Below are 18,315 nucleotides of genomic sequence, written 5' to 3'. Positions count from 1 at the left end.
ATCATCGCGAGGGTCACGGCGACAAAGCAAGCCCTTGTGCTTCTATCGCAAGCAGCAAACGCTCTGCGCCTATGCCAAAACCCGCGCCTTCGCGATAAGCGCCGCCGCCCACCACCTGCTGTTGCGCGCCGAGTTCGGTGCAGCGCATTTCGAAGCCCCTACCCTCCAGGTAATAACTGAGTCCGCGTCGCGCCGCGCTGTCGGCGACGTACTGCACGCCGAGCGAATCGAGGAAGCCAGCCGCGATCGCCTGGCTGCGCACGCTGGCTTTTCCCGGATTCGCGCACAGGTATTCAAAGCCGAGTTGCACGAACTCGCGATATCGGCCGGCTTGCGGACGCTCATACCGATAACATCGCGCGATATAGAAGAACATGCGTTCAGCGCTTCTGCCGAGCAGCGCGTCGCGGCGCTCCTGGAACAGTGCGGTGGCTTCAGGAATCAGGCAGCACGGCCGGCCTTTCTTGTCCTCAAATGCCCACATCTGGCCGATGACTTCACTGCCGCCAGCTTTGTCGATAAACGTATCCTGCCCCCACAGCGCGGGAACGATGGCCTCGTCGGCGCCAACCTCAATGAAGGTAGCTCCGGAAACGGCTTTCGAGTGCACGGAATCGCGCGGCTTCCTCGCCGACGATAAAACGGGTTCCACGAATCATGGTCATGGCTCAATCTCTCGCTGATAGAAATAAAAAAGGCGCCGGAGGCGCCTTGGTCGTTGTGCAGGAAATCGGCCCGGTACAGCCAGCCGGTTCTTTGCTATGGACGTAACGAACCACGGCGCAATGTCGAGCGGCCGTGATGGTGGTAACTGGAGAGCAGTACGTTACGGGGGTCCATAGCAGTGATGGTAGCGGCGTTCGCGCGGATGCGGCAACTGCTGTTTTCACGGTTCCAACATTGATAGCGGGAATAATTCCGGGCAACCGTTTTTGCGGCGCTTGAGTTTTTCGGTTCGCAGCCCCCTTCCGTCGAAAGCCCGCCCCCCACGTCAGCCGCCATCACGCCCCACAAACCGCCAATCTCGCCGCATTGCCCGCTAGAATGGCCGGTTTTGCCCGACCCGGACGCGCCACAAGGCAAAATACGGGTTTTGCGCGCCTTACCGGCGCATGGCGGCATCGAATGGATCACGCGTCGGCGGCAGGCTTGCCGCCGGCCTTCGCAAATTCGCCCGGTGACGGCCGAGCCAAGCCCCAACGGGGTTCGGCGACCGGTGACGGGCGCGGCAGTCAGGACAGCTCGTCCTTTAACAGAGCACCTCAGGAGCATTTATGACCGATTCGAACCCATCTTTCCTCGGCAGGATTTCGCTTGCCGTGGGCACGTTTTTCAGCATCCTCGGCGACGGCAAATTCGCCGCCGACGTGTTGCGTCTGCGTAACGGCGGCGTTAGCCAACCCGCAGCCGCGCCTGCACCGGCACCGGCACCGCAACCGGCTCCGCAGCCCGCGCCCGTGCTGAAAGAAGCCACGCCCGACGCCGCGTTGCAATTGCTCGGCCTGCTGCAACGCGACGCGCGTTTCATCGACTTCGTCGAAGAAGACATCAAGAACTACAGCGACGCCGACATCGGCGCGGCCGCGCGCCTCGTCCACGAAGGCTGCCGCGCCACGCTGCGCGAGCATTTCACGATCCGTCCGGTGCGCGACGAAGCCGAAGGCAGCCGCGTCACGCTGCCCGAAGGTTTCGACGCCAGCTCGGTCCGCCTGACCGGCAACGTGGTCGGCAAGGCGCCGTTCAGCGGCAGCATCAGCCATCGCGGCTGGCGTGTCGACGACGTGCGTCTGCCGAAACTGACGGATAGCCACAACGCGAAAGTGATCGCCCCGGCGGAGGTGGAACTGTGAGCGACGCACGCTACTCCATCGGCATCGACCTCGGCACTACGCACTCTGCGCTGTCCTACGTGGACACCAGCGCGAGCGACGGCGAGAAAACCACCCAAAGCGTGCTGCCCATCGCGCAACTCACCGGCGCGGGCGCGGTCGATTACCTCGATCTGCTGCCCTCGTTCCTCTATCTGCCGCATCCCGATGAACTCGCGTCCGGCGACCTGCATCTGCCGTGGACCGGCGCGCGCGACTTCGCGGTCGGCGAGTTCGCCCGCAACCGGGGCGCGGCCACGCCGATCCGGCTGGTGTCGAGCGCGAAAAGCTGGCTGTGCCATCCAGGCGTCGACCGTCGCGCCGGCATTCTGCCGAACGACGCTCCGCCCGAAGTCGCGCGCGTGTCGCCGCTCGAAAGCTCGGTGCGCTATCTGACGCATCTGCGCGAAGCCTGGGACCATGCGCACCCGGACGCGCCGTTCGGCGAACAGGACGTCACGGTGACGATCCCCGCGTCGTTCGATCCGGCCGCGCGCGAACTGACCGCCGAGGCAGCCGTTGCCGCGGGCTACGGCCGCATGACGCTGCTCGAAGAACCGCAAGCCGCGCTGTATAGCTGGATCGAAAAGAGCGGCGGCCAGTGGCGCAAGCAGGTCAAGGTCGGCGACATCATCCTCGTGGTCGACGTGGGCGGCGGCACGACCGACCTTTCGCTGATCGCGGTGATCGAACGCGAAGGCAATCTCGAACTGCATCGCGTCGCGGTCGGCGAACACATCCTGCTCGGCGGCGACAACATGGACCTCGCGCTTGCGCACGTGGTCGCCCGCAAGCTCGCGGCACAAGGCACGCAAGCGGACGCGTGGCAATTGCGCGCCCTCACCTACGCGTGCCGCTCGGCCAAGGAAACGCTGCTCAGCGATCCGGCTGCCGACACCGTGCCGCTCGTGGTGCCGAGCCGCGGCTCGAAGCTGATCGGCGGATCGATCCGCACCGAACTCACACGCGCCGAACTCACGCAGACGATTCTCGAAGGCTTCTTCCCGCAGGTGGACAGCGCCGCGCGTCCGGTCACGCGCGCGCGTGCCGGCCTGACGCAGCTTGGCCTGCCGTACGCGCAGGACGCGGGCATCACGCGTCATCTGGCCGCGTTCCTGGGACGCCAGGTCGGCGCGCTGGCCGAACTGGAAGGTCTGCAAAACCATGGCGCGGAAAACGCCACTTTCCTGCACCCCACGGTCGTGCTGTTCAACGGTGGCGTGTTCAAGTCGCCGCTGCTGGTCGAGCGGCTCATGGGCACGCTGAACAACTGGCTCGCAGCGGAAAGCGCGGCACCGGCCCGTCTGCTCGAAGGCGCGGATCTCGATCTCGCGGTTGCGCGCGGCGCGGCCTACTACGGCTACGTGCGACGCGGCCAGGGCGTGCGGATTCGCGGCGGCACCGCCCGCGCGTACTACATCGCGATCGAATCGGCGATGCCTGCCGTACCCGGACTCGAGCCGCCGATCCAGGCGCTGTGCGTCGCGCCGTTCGGCATGGAAGAAGGCACCGACGCCGAACTGCCCGCGCAGGAATTCGGCCTGGTGGTCGGCGAGCCGGTGCATTTCCGCTTCTTCGGATCGTCGGTGCGTCGCCAGGATCAGGTCGGCACGCTGCTCGACTTCTGGGGTCCCGACGAGCTTCAGGAACTCGAAGAAATTCAGGCGACGCTGCCTGCCTCCGGCCGTCAAGCCGGTGAAGTCGTGCCGGTGAAGCTGCATGCACGCGTGACCGAAGCGGGCACGCTCGAACTCGAAGCGATTCCGCGCGGTTCCGACGAGCGCTGGAAAGTCGAGTTCGATGTTCGCGGCAACGCGAATGCATGAGTGAGATGAAGCGGTACAGCGTCGGTATCGATCTCGGCACCAGTAATACGGTGCTGGCTTATGCGGAAACGGAGTCGGCGGCGGACGGTGGTTCTGGTTCGCCGCAAATTCGCGTGTTCGGGATCGAACAGCTGGTGAGTCCCGGCGAGGTCGCCGCACGGCCGCTGCTGCCTTCGGTGCGTTACCACGCGGCCGAGGGCGAGTTGAGCGCGGGCGATCTGCAATTGCCGTGGACGGCTTCGGCTTCTGTCCAGGCCTCTGGCAATGCAGACGCTCAAACCCAACCGGTCGTCATCGGCCGCCTTGCGCGCTTGCTTGGTGCTCAGGTTCCGGGACGGTTAGTTGCAAGCGCGAAGAGTTGGTTGTCGCATGCATCGGTTGACCGTATTGCGCCGATTCTCCCGTGGGGTGCCCCCGACGACGTCCGCAAAGTCTCGCCGGTCGAAGCCAGCGCGAGCTATCTCGCGCACCTGCGCGCGGCGTGGAACCAGCAGTTCCCCGACGCGCTGCTCGAACATCAGGACGTGGTGCTCACGGTCCCCGCCTCGTTCGACGAAGGCGCTCGCGCGCTCACCGTCGAAGCGGCGCGCATGGCCGGTCTCACCACGTTGCGGCTGCTGGAAGAACCGCAAGCCGCGTTTTACGACTGGCTGTTCCATCATCGCGAGAGCCTGTCGGACGAACTGGCGGACACGCGCCTCGTGCTGATCTGCGATGTCGGCGGCGGCACGACCGACCTCACGCTGATCGAAGTCGGCCCTCCCGGCGACGACGGCCAGCCACAACTTACGCGCATCGGCGTCGGCAATCATCTGATGCTCGGCGGCGACAACATGGACCTCGCGCTCGCGCATCTGGTCGAAGCGCGGCTGCCGGGCGGCGACACACGCACGCGTCTGTCGGCAGCGAGCCTGTCGCAACTGGTCGAGCGGTGCCGTGGCGCGAAGGAACAACTGCTCGGCGCGCAAGCGCCCGAGTCGACGTCGATCACGCTGCTCGGCGCGGGCTCGAAGCTGATCGGCGGCGCACGCACCGCGCAGGTCACGCGCGACGAAGTCGAGCGGGTGATCGTCGACGGCTTCTTTCCGAAGGTGGCATCGGACGAACGGCCAGGCCGGCCGCGTGGCGCGATCGTCGAATTCGGCCTGCCCTATGCGACCGATGCCGCCGTCACGCGTCACATCGCGGCGTTTTTGAGCCGCTTTGCTGCGCCGTCGCGCAAGGCGCTGGGTTTAGCCGACGACGAGAACGACAGCAACCAGCCGCTGCCGATCCCGGACACCTTGCTGCTCAACGGCGGCGTATTCCGCGCCGACGCCCTCACCCGCCGCCTCGCCGATACGCTCGGCACGTGGCGCGGCGACGCGCTCAACGTGCTGCACAACGACAACCCCGACGTGGCGGTGGCACGCGGCGCGGTCGCCTATTCGCTGGCCCGCGCGGGCAACGCGCCGAAAATCGGCGGCGGCTCGCCGCGCAGCTACTTCCTCGTGCTCGACGAAACCGGCGAGCGCAAACGGGACGCCGGAGCCGTCCCACGCGGCATCTGTCTGCTGCCGCGCGGCACAACGGAAGGCCACGAAATCCTGATCGCGGATCGCACGTTCGCGCTGCGCCTCGGGCATCCGGTGCGCTTCCACCTGGTTTCATCGAGCGCGGATACGGTCTACCAACCGGGCGAACTGGTCGATCTCGACGGCGGCGACTTCATCCGCCTGCCGCCGATCGCCACCGTCGTGCAGCCGCACAGCGAACGCGCCGCACGCGAAACCATCGTGCAGATCGCGACGTCGCTCACCGAAGTCGGCACGCTCGACGTGCACTGCATCGAACTCGACAATCCCGCGCAGCGCTGGCTGCTCGAATTCCAGTTGCGCAGCGACACCGCGCAGGTGAATCTGCCGGTCGGCGACGCGTCCGCAGCGCGGCACCCGTCGCTCGACGCCGCGCTCGAACTGATCGACCGCTGCTTCGGTTCGCGTGCGCAAAAGCTCGATCCGAAAGAAGTCAAACGCTTACGCGCGCAACTCGAGCAGTTGCTCGGCCCGCGCGACACCTGGAACAGCGCGTTGCTGCGCGAACTGTTCGGCGCACTGTGGGAACGCGCGCGGCGTCGGCGCCGTTCGGCGGATCACGAACGGACGTGGCTCAATCTGGCCGGTTATTGCGTGCGGCCAGGCTTCGGCTATCCGCTGGACGAATGGCGGGTCGAACAACTGTGGTCGCTATTCGACGACGGCATCCAGTACGTCAACGACAGCCAGGTCTGGTCCGAATGGTGGACGCTGTGGCGCCGCGCCGCGGGCGGTCTCGACGAGACCTCGCAGTTGCGCGTGCTCGATGCAATGGCATATCTGCAAACGGCCGCGCAATCGCGTCACAAACTGCCGTTCGACGTCGCGAAAACCGGTCTCGCCGACATGCTTCGCCTGAGCGCTTCGCTCGAACGGATTCCGGTCGAACGCAAGATCGAACTCGGCGAGTCGCTGCTGACGCGGCTGAAAAAACCTGCCGAGAATCATCAAGGCTGGTGGGCGGTCGGGCGGATCGGCGCGCGGCGGCCGTTCTACGGCAGCGCGCATAGCGTCGTGCCGCCGGAGATCGCCGCTCAATGGCTGAATGCGATCCTCGCGCTCGACTGGAAGAAGGTCGATCCCGCTGCGTTCGCCGCCGTGCAGATTGCGCGGATGACAGGCGACCGCTCGCGCGATCTCGCCGACGACGTGCGTCACGCCGCGATACGACGGCTCGAAACATCGAACGCACCGCGTGCATGGATCACGATGGTCAGCGAGAACGTCGAACTCGATAACGCCGACGAAGGCCGCGTGTTCGGCGAATCGTTGCCGGCGGGGTTGAAGCTGATTGCGAGTTGAGGGATTGATTCGACGCACGCGTAGCTGACAGTCGAACTCACCGCCAGGCAAAAAGACCGGAAATTCCGGCCTTTTTGCTTCTTCAAGCGCCGGCCAGATCCAGGCGAACGTGCGCCACGCGGCGCTGGCACGCCTACTACGGCCCTGTCGGCGAATGCGGCGTGGCCAATGTCAGGCCCGCCACAGGCCACCTCGAAAACTACGCCATCGTCACCTGATTTCTGCCGCGATGTTTCGAGCGATACAGCGCGCTGTCCGCGCTCGCAAAGCCATCGCGATGCGCGGGCCGCGATGATTCCGTGATGCGCGTGAGCGACGCCCCCACGCTCACCGTCACCACGCCGAGCGGCGAAGCGCGATGCTCGATGGCGAGATCCTCGACGCCCTGGCGCAGCGCGTTCAGCGTGTCCGCGAGCGATGCGGCTTCCGCGCGCAGCACCAGCAGCCCGAACTCTTCGCCGCCCATCCGGCCCACCACGATGCGCTCGCCGTCCGCCGCCGCCTGCATCACCGAAGCAACCCGGCGCAGACAGTGATCGCCCGCCTGGTGGCCGTAGGTGTCGTTGTACTGCTTGAACCAGTCGACATCGACCACCACCGAACCCATCACGTCGCCGTCCTGCGCTTCTTTCCAGCGGCGTGTGATCGTCTCCAGCAGAAAGCGGCGGTTGTACAGCTGAGTGAGCGGATCGATCGCAGTCGCCGTGCGCATCTTCAGATCATTTTCGATCATCGCGCGCAGGTGGTAGAACACGCCGCGCTGACCGGCGTCGAGCTTGCCGGGCGACGGGTCCATCGCGCACAACGCGCCGACGATCTCGCCATTCGGCGCACGCAGCGCAATCGCCGCGTAAAAGCGTACGAACGGGTAGCGCTTCACCAGCATGCATTCGCCGAAACGGCTGTCGTCGTGCGCGTCTTCGATCACGAACAACTCGGCATCGCGCACCGCGTAGTCGGCTAGCGAGCGGGCTCGTGTGACCAGCGGCATCGACATGCCGACCTCGGCGCGATAGTGCTGATATTCCTCGTCGAGCAGCGTGATCGCGGTGATGGCCGCGCCCGTCACGCTCTTGAGGATTTCCGCTGCGTGAATAAAGCATTCGCGCATCACCTGATCGTCGTGCAACAACCATTCGATGACGGACGACTCCACTTCGGGTTCGCCGGCGGCGGAAGGATCGACTGCCATCCGGCTGGCCAGACGGTCGTTACTGTAAGCGAGTTGCACGGCGAGATTCCCGAGTGTAATTAGCTTAGGTCAACGGCATCGACATCCGAAACTTGAGGCATACCGCATATCGTCCGCGAGGTTTGCGCGCGCTTGCGCATGGTCGGAACACGCGAATCGGCGCGCACGACCCACGAAGTACAATTCACCCGCAAACCGCGCCGCGCCTTTCGTCTGGCCGGGCGAGCCGGGCGCGCGATTCAGCAGACAAATGCTTTAACGGGCGCTGACTTTCGATGTCTTTCAGAGGCTTACTTCTGGCGCCGTCGAAACCTGCCAGCGTCCGGCCAACATGACAAAAACGGAGACAAATCGCATGACGAACACCTGGCTCATCACGAACGTCCGCCAGGGCCTCGGTCCGCACGTTGACAGGAACGTCGACGTGTCGATCGTCGACGGCCGCATCGCGGCGATCGGCCCCGATCTGCCGCGCGAGCCGGGCGTCACGCCCGAGGACGGCGCGGGCGCGCTGCTGCTGCCGGGTTTCGTCGAAGGTCATACGCATCTGGACAAAACGCTGTGGGGCATGCGCTGGTATCGCAACGAGGTCGGGCCGAAGCTGACCGACCGGATCGAGAACGAGCGGCGTTACCGCGCGCAAACCGGACACGACGCGGGTGCGCAATCGCTCGCGCTGGCTCGCGCGTTTCTGGAGGCGGGCACGACGCGCCTGCGCACGCACGTCGATATCGATACCGATGCCGGGTTGCGTCATCTCGAAGGCGTGCTGGCGACGCGCGAAACATTGCGCGACGTGCTCGACATGCAGATCGTCGCGTTTCCGCAATCGGGGCTGCTGGGTCGTCCCGGCACCGATGCCCTGCTCGCACGCGCATTGCAGGCAGGCGCCGATGTACTCGGCGCGCTCGACCCGGCGCTGATCGACGGCGATCCGGTTGCGTCGCTGAATCTAACGTTCGAGCTCGCGCAGCGGCACGGCAAGCCGATCGACATTCATCTGCATGAGCCGGGCGAACTCGGCGCGTTCACGCTCGGACTTCTGCTCGACCGCGTGGAGACGCTCGGCATGCAGGGACGCGTGGTCGTGAGTCACGCGTTCTGTCTCGGCGCGCTGCCCGAGCCGCAACGCGATGCGCTGCTCGCACGTCTCGCCGATCTGCGCGTTGCACTGTTGACCACGGCGCCGTCGTCGACGCCGGTCCCGCCGCTCAAAGCGTGTCTGCAACACGGCGTCACGCTGTTCGGCGGCAACGACGGCATTCGCGACACGTGGACGCCCTACGGCTCGCCGGACATGCTCGAACGCGCGATGCACATCGCGGCGCGCTACGGCCTGCGCCGCGACGACGATCTGGCGCTCGCGTTCGACTGCGTCAGCAGCGTCGCCGCGCAAGCGTGCGGCTTCGGCGATTACGGCTTGCAGGCAGGCGCGCGCGCCGACCTCGTGCTGCTCGACGCCGACACGCTCGCGCACGCGATGGTCGCGCGGCCGCCGCGCAAGCTGGTGGTGTCGAACGGACGGGTGGTCGCGCGCAACGGCGCGTATGCAGCCGGCGCGATCGAGGCTTGAGAACGGAGTTGACGCGCCGACAACGCACAGTCCGGTGCATGTAAACGGGCCGTGCTTTTCACGTCATCTGCCTTAACGAATACGTTTTTTCATTCACATGATCAATCTCTTCCAGGCCATGCAGGCTTTCGTCAGGGTCGCGGACTCGGGCAGCTTTGCGCAGGCCGCGGCGAACCTCGGTGTATCGACATCGGTCGTGACGCGCCATGTGTCGAGCCTCGAGCAGCACCTCGGCATTCGCCTGTTCCAGCGCACCACGCGCAAGGTCGTGCTGACCGAAGCGGGCGCGCAATACGCGGACGGCTGCCGGGTTTTGCTCGCCGAACTCGAAGAAGTCGAAATGCGCGCGACCACCACGTCGAAGGAAGTCACCGGCGACCTGCGCATCGTCGCGCTCGGCAGCTTCTCGCTGTTTCGTCTGACGCCGTTATTCGCCGATTATCAGACCCGTTTTCCGCAAGTGAATCTGCGAGTCACGCTGACCGAGAAACGGGTCGATCTGCTGGAAGGCGGCTTCGATGTGGGCATCGTCACCGAGCACATGATCCGTTCGGAGTCGCTGGTGGTGCGTCGGCTCATCAACTCGTACGCGGTGCCGGTGGCGGCCGCCGCGTATCTGGCGCAGGCGGGTCAGCCGCAAACGCCCGCGGATCTCGCGCAGCATCGCGTGATCGGCGCGCCGCTCGACACGAGTCCGCAGACGTGGCTGTTCAGGAAGGACAAGCCTGGTCGCGGCGGCAAGGGCAACAAGGAAAGCGACAGCGAAGAAAGCATCGCGCTGGATGCGTCGTTCACGGTCAACAGCATGATCATGCAGAAGCAGGCGGCGCTGGGCGCGATGGGCATTGCGCTGTTGCCGCTCGAAATGGTCGCCGACGAATTGCAGGCGGGCACGCTGCAACGCGTGCTCGGCGACTATGCGGTGATCAACGGCGATGTCGCGGTGTCGCTGGTTTATCCGAGCCGGGAGTTCGTGCCGCGCAAGGTCCGCGAGTTCATCGATCTGGCGGTGGGGTATTTCGAGTGAACTCGCGGGGCGGCTTTTTTCAGGCTGCTGCGTAGACGCCGGCCATCGTGGTGAACCCGGGCAGACGTTTGATCCGCGCGATCCAGCGCAACAGCGCCGGATAGTCGATCGATTCGATTTCCGCTTCGTCGAGCAGCGCGACCGGCACGAAGCACGCGATATCGGCAATGGTCGGCGACACACTCGCGCAGACGTACGGCGTGCCCGCGGCCTCGTTGAACCAGCAGGTTTCGTCGAGAATTCGTAAAAGCTGCTGCGCCTTTTTCCTCGCTTCCAGCGGACGGCATTGATCGTGCGGCGGCGTGCCGTGCAGCACCTGTGCCCGCAACGTGAAGACTATGCCGCTCAGTTGCGCGGCGAAATCGAGCCACGTCTGAACCTGCGCGAATTGCAGCGGATCATCGAGAGGCAGCCAGTGCGTCTGCTCTTCTCCCGGCTCAGTCGTTGCACCCGTATGGCGTCGCGCGAGATACATCAGAATCGCGTGCGCGCCGTGCAGCAAGGCGCCGTCGGCGTCGAGCACCGGCAGCGTGCCCAGCGGATTCATCGCGAGAAAGCGGCGCGTGCCGTTCTGTTTCGACGGATAAAGCTCGACACGCACCCGTTCGTATTCGACTCCAAGCAGGCCCAGCATGAGCCTGACCTTGTAGCTTTCTCCGCACAACTCGTCGTCGTAAAGTTTGAACATTGCGGCCTCACAGATCGAGCGTCAGCGCGGCACCGGCCGCGCGCGACACGCACACCAGCATGCAGTCACCGGCCGCGCGTTCGTGCGGCGTCAGAAAATCGTCGCGGTGCAGCGGCACGCCGTCCAGCACGCGGGTTCGGCATGTACCGCACACACCCTGCTCGCAGGATGTCGGCACATCGACGTGGTGGTCGCGCAAGGTTTGCAGCAGGCTTGCGTCGGCGGCCACGGTCAGCTTTTTTTTACTGCGCGACAGATGAACCGTGAACGCGTGATCTTCAACTTCAGTTGCCGTGGCGGAATCTGCGACGCCTGGCGTCAACGTTCGCGCAGGAGAAACGGGCCGGGATACCGCAGGCTGCAAGAAAACCGGCTGCGCGTTTTTCAGTAGCGCGGGCGGAATGCCCAGCGGCTTCTGACTCATTGCGGTTTCGCTACTGCGTGGCGGAACGGCCTGCAACTCCAGCGCATCGCGCAGCACGTTGAGACGTTGTTGATGATGCCGCTGCACGGCCCGTCGCCCGCTATCGTCGCACACGGAAACACCCAGCGCGACACCGTGCAGATACGTGCGCCCGTCGCGCGCGGGCTGCACGAGAAACACCACACGTTGCCGCGCATCATCGAGTTGTTCGACGACGACCGCACGCGGACCCGCGTCGAACGCAACGCATTCGGTGGTCGTCCACGGATCGAATGCGGCATGGTCGAAACAGTAGTCGGCGAGCGCGCGCTGCACAGCGTCGCTGGACACATCGAGCGCGACCGTGCGCAAGCGGATCGGACGATCGAAGTCCGCTTCGCCGTCGAGTTCATCGATTGGCGTGAACGGAGGCGGCGTTTCATCTGTATATGCGATACAGGTCCACACAAAACCGTGGCGCACTTCAACCGGCCACGTTTTCACCGCGACTGCGGGCGGCGCGGCATCGGGATGCGCGGGCACGAAGCGACACGCTCCGTCGCCCGAACCGAATTGCCAGCCGTGGTACTGGCATTGCAACGCGTCGCCGCGATGATGTCCCATCGACAGCCGCACGCCACGATGCGGGCAGCGGTTTTCCCACACGTTGATCGCGCCGTCTTCGGCTCGCCAGACAACGAGTTCGTAGCCCGCCAGTTCAGTGTGATAGATCGCGCGTTCGCCGAGCCGGTCCACATCGCATAGTGCAAACCAGCCGGACGCAGCGGACGCCAACGGGTTCTTATCGGCCATGAGTCGTTCCATAAGTAATCTGTTGCGCCGACAGCCAGCGGCGATACGCGACCGACATCGCATCGGCGCGCACCGGATGTTCGATGCCCGCGCCGAGCGGCAGGCGCTTCGGCACCTGGTTCACCAGAATCTTGATGTCCTGCGCGAAGATGGTTTGCTGGAAGCCGCGCAATTCGTCGTCGCTACTGGCGTCATCGAGATAGCTCATGACCGTGTGCGCGATGCAGCGCTCTTCGTCGACCGGCTGCACGAACAGCGCAATCACGTCGAACCGTTCGGGCTGAGGCGGGCAGGTCTTGTACAGAATCGCGCAATACGGACGCGCGACGCGATACACGTACTGAACGTCGAGCGCGGCGCCTGCCGTCATTGCCGCGCGCGGCTGGTAAAAGCGGCAGTCGTGCGCGTATAGCTCGTCATTGATTTCGTCGCGTTCGATACGATACGGCGCGACTTCCGTGTACGGTTCGACGCCGAGATAGCCCGTATGCACGAACGGAAAGTGGCCCATGTCGAGGAAGTTTTCGACCGCGCGCAAACCGCTCACGTGCACGCTGAACGCCCCGGCGTGCAGCAAACGGCGCTCGGGTTCGTCGGCCTCGGGAATCGCCAGAAGATCGCGGCGCGGCTCGCCGAGGCAGACCCACAGCACGCCGTAGCGCGCCTTTGCGTGGCAGTGAGCGAGCGTGTCGAGTCGCCATGCGCGGTAGCGGTCCGTCGTGCTGGCCGATGCCGATGCCGACGCATCGACGCCAAGACCGAGATCAACGCCCAGCAACCGCGTGCTCATCACCGCAGGTGCAGTGCCGGATACGCCGAACGCATCCAGCGCCGCCACCGGATGCCAGTCGTTCCACACGACCGGATCGCGCATCGCATCGTCCACTGCTGCCGACACACTGTTTGCATCACTCATAGCCGCTCCGTTATTGCGCGACGCTGCCCTGCACGCCGTCGACAAACCAGTTTATCCGGTTGGTATCGTCCGCGGAAAGCACGGTGCCGGCGGGCACGCGCAGTTTGCCGCTCTGGTCCTTCAGCGGACCCGCGAACGGATCGAGCTTGCCCGCCACCAGTGCCGCGCGTTTCTCCGCAAGCGCGCGCTGCGCGTCCGCCGGCACCGCCGACGTGTTCACGTGCACGAGGTCCGTGATGCCTTCTTTCACGCCCCAGTACACCGGTTTATTGGTCCACGTGCCGCGCTTCACTTCGTCGATCACCTTGCTGTAATAGATGCCCCAGTCGTACGCGACCGAGCCCAGATGCGCATGCGGCCCCCACTGGCTCATATCCGAATCCCAGCCGAATGCGTGGACTTTGTGCTGCTCGGCGACGGCCATCGTCGCGGTGGAATCGGTGTTCTGCATCAGCACGTCGGCGCCGAGTCCGATCAGCGTTTCGGCGGCCTGGCGTTCCTTGCCCGGATCGAACCAGCTATTGATCCACACCACCTTGACGGTCGTCTGCGGCGCGACCGATTTCGCGCCGAGCGCGAACGCGTCGATATTGCGGACCACTTCGGGAATCGGCACCGACCCGACAAAGCCGAGCGTGTGCGATTTCGACACGTATCCCGCGACCACACCCGCGAGGTACGCGGACTCATACACCTTGCCGTTGAAGTTGCCGAGGTTCGGCGCGCTCTTGTAGCCGGAGCAATGCAGGAACACGGTGTCCGGGTAGTCGTGCGCGACCTTCATCATCGAGTCCATGTAGCCGAACGACGTGCCGATCACGATCTTGTCGCCCTTCGCCGCACGATCGCGAAACACGCGCGCCGCGTCCGCGTTTTCGGGGACGTCGTCGATGCGCGTCACCTTGATCTGCGAGCCGAGCTGCTTCTCCGCCGCGCTGATGCCGAGATCGTGCGCGTGGGTCCAGCCTGCGTCGCCCGGGTTGCCGAGGTAGACGATGGAAACGTCGAGCGGCGCATCGGCGGCGTCAGCGGGAGCGCTGCCGGCCGCGAACGTGCCGCACAACGCGACGACCAGCGCGCCGTTCGCAAGCTGCGCGAAGCGGGTTGAAAAGCATCTAGCGATGCTTGCAGAAGCGCGTGCGGAAAAAAACCGGCCAGGGCGAGGAAGTCGGATCATGACGAGGTTCCAGTAGTAAGCGAAGGGGAAATCGTGGTGGTTTTCTTCAGCGGGGCTGAGATGTAGCGCCGTCGGCACGAATGCCGATTTCAGCGAGCGCGTCGCATACCAGCGTCGCCAGTTCGGCGGGACGCGCGAGTTGCGGCACGTGACCGCAATCGATCGAGCGCACCATCGCGCCCGGCACGAGCGCCTGCATCCTGCGTTGCAGAGGCAGCAACACCGAGCGGTCGCGCAGCGCTTCGACATAAATGCGCGGGACACGGCCGAAACGTCCGGTGCTCAGCGTCGTCAGCAAGGCACGGCCGCTTTCCCGTTGCGGAGTGAGTTTCGCGGCGGCGCGTTCGGCGGCTTCGTGCGGGCAGTCGTGCAGAAAGATTTCCAGCGCGGCGGCGGCGGGCACGACGGTGACCGTACGATCCTCGCTCCATTGCAGATACGGCGCGATGCCTGCGGCGTTCGGCACGTCGGCGGCACTGGCGTCGACGAGGTCCGCGTAACCCATGCCGGCGGGCAGCATCATTCCGGCGACATAGACGAGGCACGCGACCCGCTCCGGCAGCGCTTCGGCGAGTTGCGATGCGGGCACGCCCGCGCCGCTGTGCGCGACCACGACGACCGGGCCGTCGAATCTGTTCAGGGCTTCGGTCAACGCGTCGACATAGGTTTGCAGCGTGATTTCGACGCCGGCGTCGCGTTCGGGATCCGCGCCGTTGCCCGGCAGATCCACAGCCTTGCAGGTCCAGCCGCGCGCGGTCATTTCCGGCAACCAGGCGTCCCATGCCCAACTGCCCTGCCACGCGCCGTGGATCAGCAGCATGCCGGCCACGTGCGACGATTCTGTCGATTGAACGGCGGCGGTCATCCGTAGGTTCTCCGGTAGCAGGCTTCGAGATGACCGGCCACGGTGATCGGCGGATACTTCGGCGCTTCGCCCGGTTCGGTGCAGCCCGGCAGACACTCGACCACGTAGTCGGGACGTCCGGTGAAGAAGAACGGGATCGAGTAGCGCTCGCGCCCCGATGCATTGACCACGCGATGCAGCGTCGAGCGATAGCGGTCATTGGTCCAGCGCGCGATCATGTCGCCGAGATTGACGACGAAGGTGCCCGCGAGCGGCGGCACATGAATCCAGCCGCTGTCGCCGTCCTGCACCTGCAAACCGCCGCTGCCGTCCTGCCAGAGCAGCGTGAGGCAGCCGAAATCGGTATGCGCGCCGCAGCCCTTCTGGTCCGGCAACGCCTGCGCCGGTTGCGGCGGATAGTGCAACAGACGCAGTGTCGCCATCGCGTCGTCGCAGAACACGTCGAAATGATCCTCGGGCAGATCGAGCGACAGCGCGAGACCGCGTGTCAGCCGCCTGGAGAGGTCGTACAGCGCGGCGAAATACGCTTCCATCGCCGGACGAAAACCCGCCGACTGCTGCGGCCACTGGTTCGGCCCGCAATTGAACGCGCGCGCCACCACTTGCGGATGATCCAGCGGCAGTTCGTTGCCGATATAAAAACCTTCCTTCAGATCGGGCGGCGTGCCTGCCTCCAGCACCTGTCCGCGCAACGGCTCGTAGCCGCGATTGCAGAACGACTTCGCTTTGTCGACAAGGCGTTTTTCGGCGTCGTCGAGCGCGAAGAAACGTTCGGCCTCGAGGCGCGCGGCGTCGATCAGCGCGTCGGCGACGCCATGATTGGCGATGTAGAAAAACCCTTTGTCGATGCAGGCAGCATGCAGCGCGGCGCCGACGGCCGCGCGCTGCTGCAGATCTGGCGACGCGAGCCCCGCGACGTCGATGACAGGCAGGCTCGTATGCGGCACCGCTCTGGCTGATAGCACTTCGGACATTGCGCCTCCTTTGAACCGGTCGATTCCGTTGCAACCGAGTTTAGGGGGCGGCGGGTGTCCAATAAAGCGCAGAAAAACGTGCATGCCGATGCCGAAACGGCATCAGGCGGTTCGTGCAAAATAAAGGTTCGGTTCGAACGGGTCAGATTGCCGGTTCATCGTCCTCGCGGTCGGCCAGCGCCTCCGCGAGCAGCCTGACGAAAGCGTCCAGCGCGGGCGTCAGCGTGCGGCCCGCTCTCGCGTAAGCGCCCAGTTCAGACACCAGCGGACGCGGCGAGCGCAGCGGAATATGCTTCAGCGTGCCGTCGGCGAGATCGCGTTCGAGACCGAGTCGGGTCTGGAATCCGACACCGCGTCCGCGAGCCGCCATGCGCCGCATCAACTCGATCGAATCGCTTTCGAGCACCGTTTGCAGCGGCTTCGCGTAGTGCCGGATCAGCGGTTCGAGCAGCCCGCTGATCGACAGTTGCGCGTTGCCCAGAATCAGCGGATAGCGCGCGCACTGCGCGAACGTCACACTGGTTTCGCCCGCCAGCGGATGATCGGCGGCGACAATCGCGCCCAACTGGAACCGCCCAACCGCGAGTTGTTGCAGATCGCTCGTGCGCGGCAGCGAAAACGCGAGCCCGAGGTCGGCGTCGCCATCGAGAATCGTGCGGGCAATCGTCGCCGAACCGGCGGTATGCACCTGAAAACGTATCGCCGGATAACGCGTCAGCATCCGCTCGACCAGGTCAGGCAGAAAGCTGGAGTTGAGTCCCTCGACCGTGACGATGCTGATCTCGCCACGCCGGATTCCGCGCAGCGCATCCATTTCGCTTTCGAAACGGCGCGCGTCCTGCAACACGGTGATGACGTGCCGCGCGAATACTTCGCCCGCAGCGGTCAACGAGAGTCCCGACGCGAGCCGCTCGAACAGTTGCGTGCCGACTTCCGCTTCGAGTTTCAGCAATTGCCGGTTCACCGCCGACGACGCCACATGCATCTGCCGCGCCGCTTCCCGGATCGAACCGCAGCGGCGGATTGCATCGAAATAGCGCAGCGAGCGGGCGTGGATGTGCCAGGCGAGGGTATCGGCGGGGGTCGGCTTCGGCATGGTTGGTCGTGCGCTTGCGTGGTGGTTGTGCCCATGATGGACTGGACCGACCGGCATCAGTGAATCTCCGGCCCGACAGGATGATACGTTTTCGACCTGGCTGTATCGAGCGCGCAATAAAAAAGCGCACTGGCCGCCAGTGCGCTTTTCGCCCTACTACAGCACCACCATTCGAGGCGTCACGCCATCACGGCCGCTCGCCGCGCGCGAGACGCGCTTCGATGTCGTACACCACCGGCATCAGATCCGCGACGCTGTCGATCACGTAATGCGCGCCCGCCGCCTGCAATTTGCCGATCGCCGCCTGACGGCGCGCGGCGAATTCCTCGGCCGGGAGTGCCTTCACATCGGCTTCCGCCATCCCGAACGCGTTCCCGCTCACCGACACACCGACCGTCCACGTCCCGCCATTGATGCCCTCTTCGATGCCGACCTCCGTGTCATCCACCTTGATCGCATCGCGCGCCAGCCATACGCCGAGTTCCGGCAGCGTCTTGTAGATCATGTACGGCGACGGCCGCCCTTCCGGCGTATCGCCGGTACACACGATGCTGTCCGGCGAAAAGCCCTGCGCCGCCGCACCCGGCACGATTTCGGCCATGATCTCGCGGGTGTAGCCGGTGGTCGTGCCGATGCGGATGTCGTCGTGACGCAATGCGCTCGCCACTTCCGCGACGCCCGGAATCACCGAACTGTAACTTGCGGCCACCGCGATATTCTTCGGCACGAAGACGTCGTACACCGCGTCGATATCGGCTTCGCCGGGCACGTGGCCGTACTTGTCCGCCCATGCCTGCGACACACGCGGCAGCGCCATCAGCGCCGCGATGTGCGGGCGCTTGGCCATGCCCATCGGACCGCGCGCTTCGTCGATCGAGATCGAGACGCCGAACTGTTCGAAGGTCTCGACGAACGCGCCCATCGGCGCGAGCGAACCATAGTCGACGACCGTGCCGGCCCAGTCGAAAATCACCGCTTTGACGTGTTTCATTGACTTCGATCCTCAAGAGGTTCAAAAGCT

The 18,315-nt window shown here is 65.0% G+C and carries 15 protein-coding genes; 5 read left to right on the top strand and 10 right to left on the bottom strand.

Going from position 1 to position 18,315, the window contains the following annotated elements; genetic code table 11:
• Nucleotides 1-13: 13 nt before the first annotated feature.
• Nucleotides 14-652 carry an ATP phosphoribosyltransferase regulatory subunit gene (locus tag ABH945_RS06265; RefSeq protein WP_216350607.1) on the bottom strand — a complete coding sequence of 213 codons (639 nt, stop codon included), beginning with the start codon at nucleotides 650-652 and terminating at the stop codon, nucleotides 14-16.
• Nucleotides 653-1,274: 622 nt separating this feature from the next.
• On the opposite strand from ABH945_RS06265, the gene ABH945_RS06260 reads away from it, so the two are divergent.
• The 3 genes from ABH945_RS06260 to ABH945_RS06250 are packed head-to-tail and all read left to right on the top strand — an operon-like array spanning nucleotide 1,275 to nucleotide 6,570.
• A complete protein-coding gene (locus ABH945_RS06260; RefSeq protein WP_429250028.1) occupies nucleotides 1,275-1,850 on the top strand; it encodes a DUF2760 domain-containing protein in 576 nt (191 codons plus the stop codon).
• Nucleotides 1,847-3,694, top strand: coding sequence for an Hsp70 family protein (locus tag ABH945_RS06255; RefSeq protein ID WP_074764060.1), 1,848 nt, complete (start codon nucleotides 1,847-1,849; stop codon nucleotides 3,692-3,694). The genes ABH945_RS06260 and ABH945_RS06255 overlap by 4 nt, the downstream gene beginning before the upstream one ends.
• Nucleotides 3,691-6,570: an Hsp70 family protein gene (locus ABH945_RS06250; protein WP_429250027.1), complete on the top strand. Its 2,880-nt coding sequence runs from the start codon at nucleotides 3,691-3,693 to the stop codon at nucleotides 6,568-6,570. Before ABH945_RS06255 ends, ABH945_RS06250 begins: the two co-directional genes overlap by 4 nt.
• A 199-nt stretch (nucleotides 6,571-6,769) precedes the next feature.
• Here ABH945_RS06250 and ABH945_RS06245 read toward each other — a convergent pair whose 3' ends face one another.
• On the bottom strand, nucleotides 6,770-7,801 hold the full coding sequence (locus ABH945_RS06245; protein ID WP_253189641.1) for a GGDEF domain-containing protein: 1,032 nt from the start codon (nucleotides 7,799-7,801) through the stop codon (nucleotides 6,770-6,772).
• A 316-nt stretch (nucleotides 7,802-8,117) separates the two neighbouring features.
• Between ABH945_RS06245 and ABH945_RS06240 the strand changes: the two genes are divergently transcribed.
• Both ABH945_RS06240 and ABH945_RS06235 read left to right on the top strand, forming a co-directional pair.
• A complete protein-coding gene (locus tag ABH945_RS06240) occupies nucleotides 8,118-9,335 on the top strand; it encodes an amidohydrolase family protein (RefSeq protein WP_429250026.1) in 1,218 nt (405 codons plus the stop codon).
• 97 nt (nucleotides 9,336-9,432) lie between these two features.
• The gene (locus ABH945_RS06235) at nucleotides 9,433-10,362 is read left to right on the top strand and encodes a LysR family transcriptional regulator (RefSeq protein WP_429250025.1); all 930 of its coding nucleotides are present in this window, start codon (nucleotides 9,433-9,435) and stop codon (nucleotides 10,360-10,362) included.
• Nucleotides 10,363-10,381: 19 nt separating this feature from the next.
• Here the strand turns inward: ABH945_RS06235 and ABH945_RS06230 are convergent, their stop codons facing one another.
• The 8 genes from ABH945_RS06230 to phnX form a co-directional block, all read right to left on the bottom strand.
• Nucleotides 10,382-11,050 carry a glutathione S-transferase family protein gene (locus tag ABH945_RS06230; protein WP_429250024.1) on the bottom strand — a complete coding sequence of 223 codons (669 nt, stop codon included), beginning with the start codon at nucleotides 11,048-11,050 and terminating at the stop codon, nucleotides 10,382-10,384.
• A 7-nt stretch (nucleotides 11,051-11,057) separates the two neighbouring features.
• Nucleotides 11,058-12,266 (bottom strand): Rieske 2Fe-2S domain-containing protein, encoded by a 1,209-nt coding sequence (locus ABH945_RS06225; protein WP_429250023.1) that lies wholly within the window; start codon nucleotides 12,264-12,266, stop codon nucleotides 11,058-11,060.
• Nucleotides 12,256-13,182 (bottom strand): aromatic ring-hydroxylating oxygenase subunit alpha, encoded by a 927-nt coding sequence (locus ABH945_RS06220; RefSeq protein WP_083379947.1) that lies wholly within the window; start codon nucleotides 13,180-13,182, stop codon nucleotides 12,256-12,258. The genes ABH945_RS06225 and ABH945_RS06220 overlap by 11 nt, the downstream gene beginning before the upstream one ends.
• Nucleotides 13,183-13,192: 10 nt before the next feature.
• Nucleotides 13,193-14,359, bottom strand: coding sequence for a BMP family ABC transporter substrate-binding protein (locus ABH945_RS06215; protein ID WP_429250022.1), 1,167 nt, complete (start codon nucleotides 14,357-14,359; stop codon nucleotides 13,193-13,195).
• Nucleotides 14,360-14,405: 46 nt separating this feature from the next.
• Entirely contained in the window at nucleotides 14,406-15,224 is an 819-nt protein-coding gene (locus ABH945_RS06210) for an alpha/beta fold hydrolase (protein WP_429250021.1), read from the bottom strand.
• A complete protein-coding gene (locus tag ABH945_RS06205) occupies nucleotides 15,221-16,198 on the bottom strand; it encodes an isopenicillin N synthase family dioxygenase (protein ID WP_429250020.1) in 978 nt (325 codons plus the stop codon). The genes ABH945_RS06210 and ABH945_RS06205 overlap by 4 nt, the downstream gene beginning before the upstream one ends.
• A 142-nt stretch (nucleotides 16,199-16,340) precedes the next feature.
• The gene (locus tag ABH945_RS06200; protein WP_429250019.1) at nucleotides 16,341-17,294 is read right to left on the bottom strand and encodes a LysR family transcriptional regulator; all 954 of its coding nucleotides are present in this window, start codon (nucleotides 17,292-17,294) and stop codon (nucleotides 16,341-16,343) included.
• Between the two features lie 187 nt (nucleotides 17,295-17,481).
• Entirely contained in the window at nucleotides 17,482-18,285 is an 804-nt protein-coding gene (phnX, locus tag ABH945_RS06195; protein ID WP_429250018.1) for a phosphonoacetaldehyde hydrolase, read from the bottom strand.
• Nucleotides 18,286-18,315: the final 30 nt, after the last annotated feature.

The organism is Paraburkholderia sp. GAS333 (assembly GCF_050435665.1).
GTDB lineage: Bacteria > Pseudomonadota > Gammaproteobacteria > Burkholderiales > Burkholderiaceae > Paraburkholderia > Paraburkholderia fungorum_A.
The sequence above is the reverse complement of the archived record's forward strand: the minus strand, read 5'-3'. Positions and strand labels throughout refer to the sequence as shown.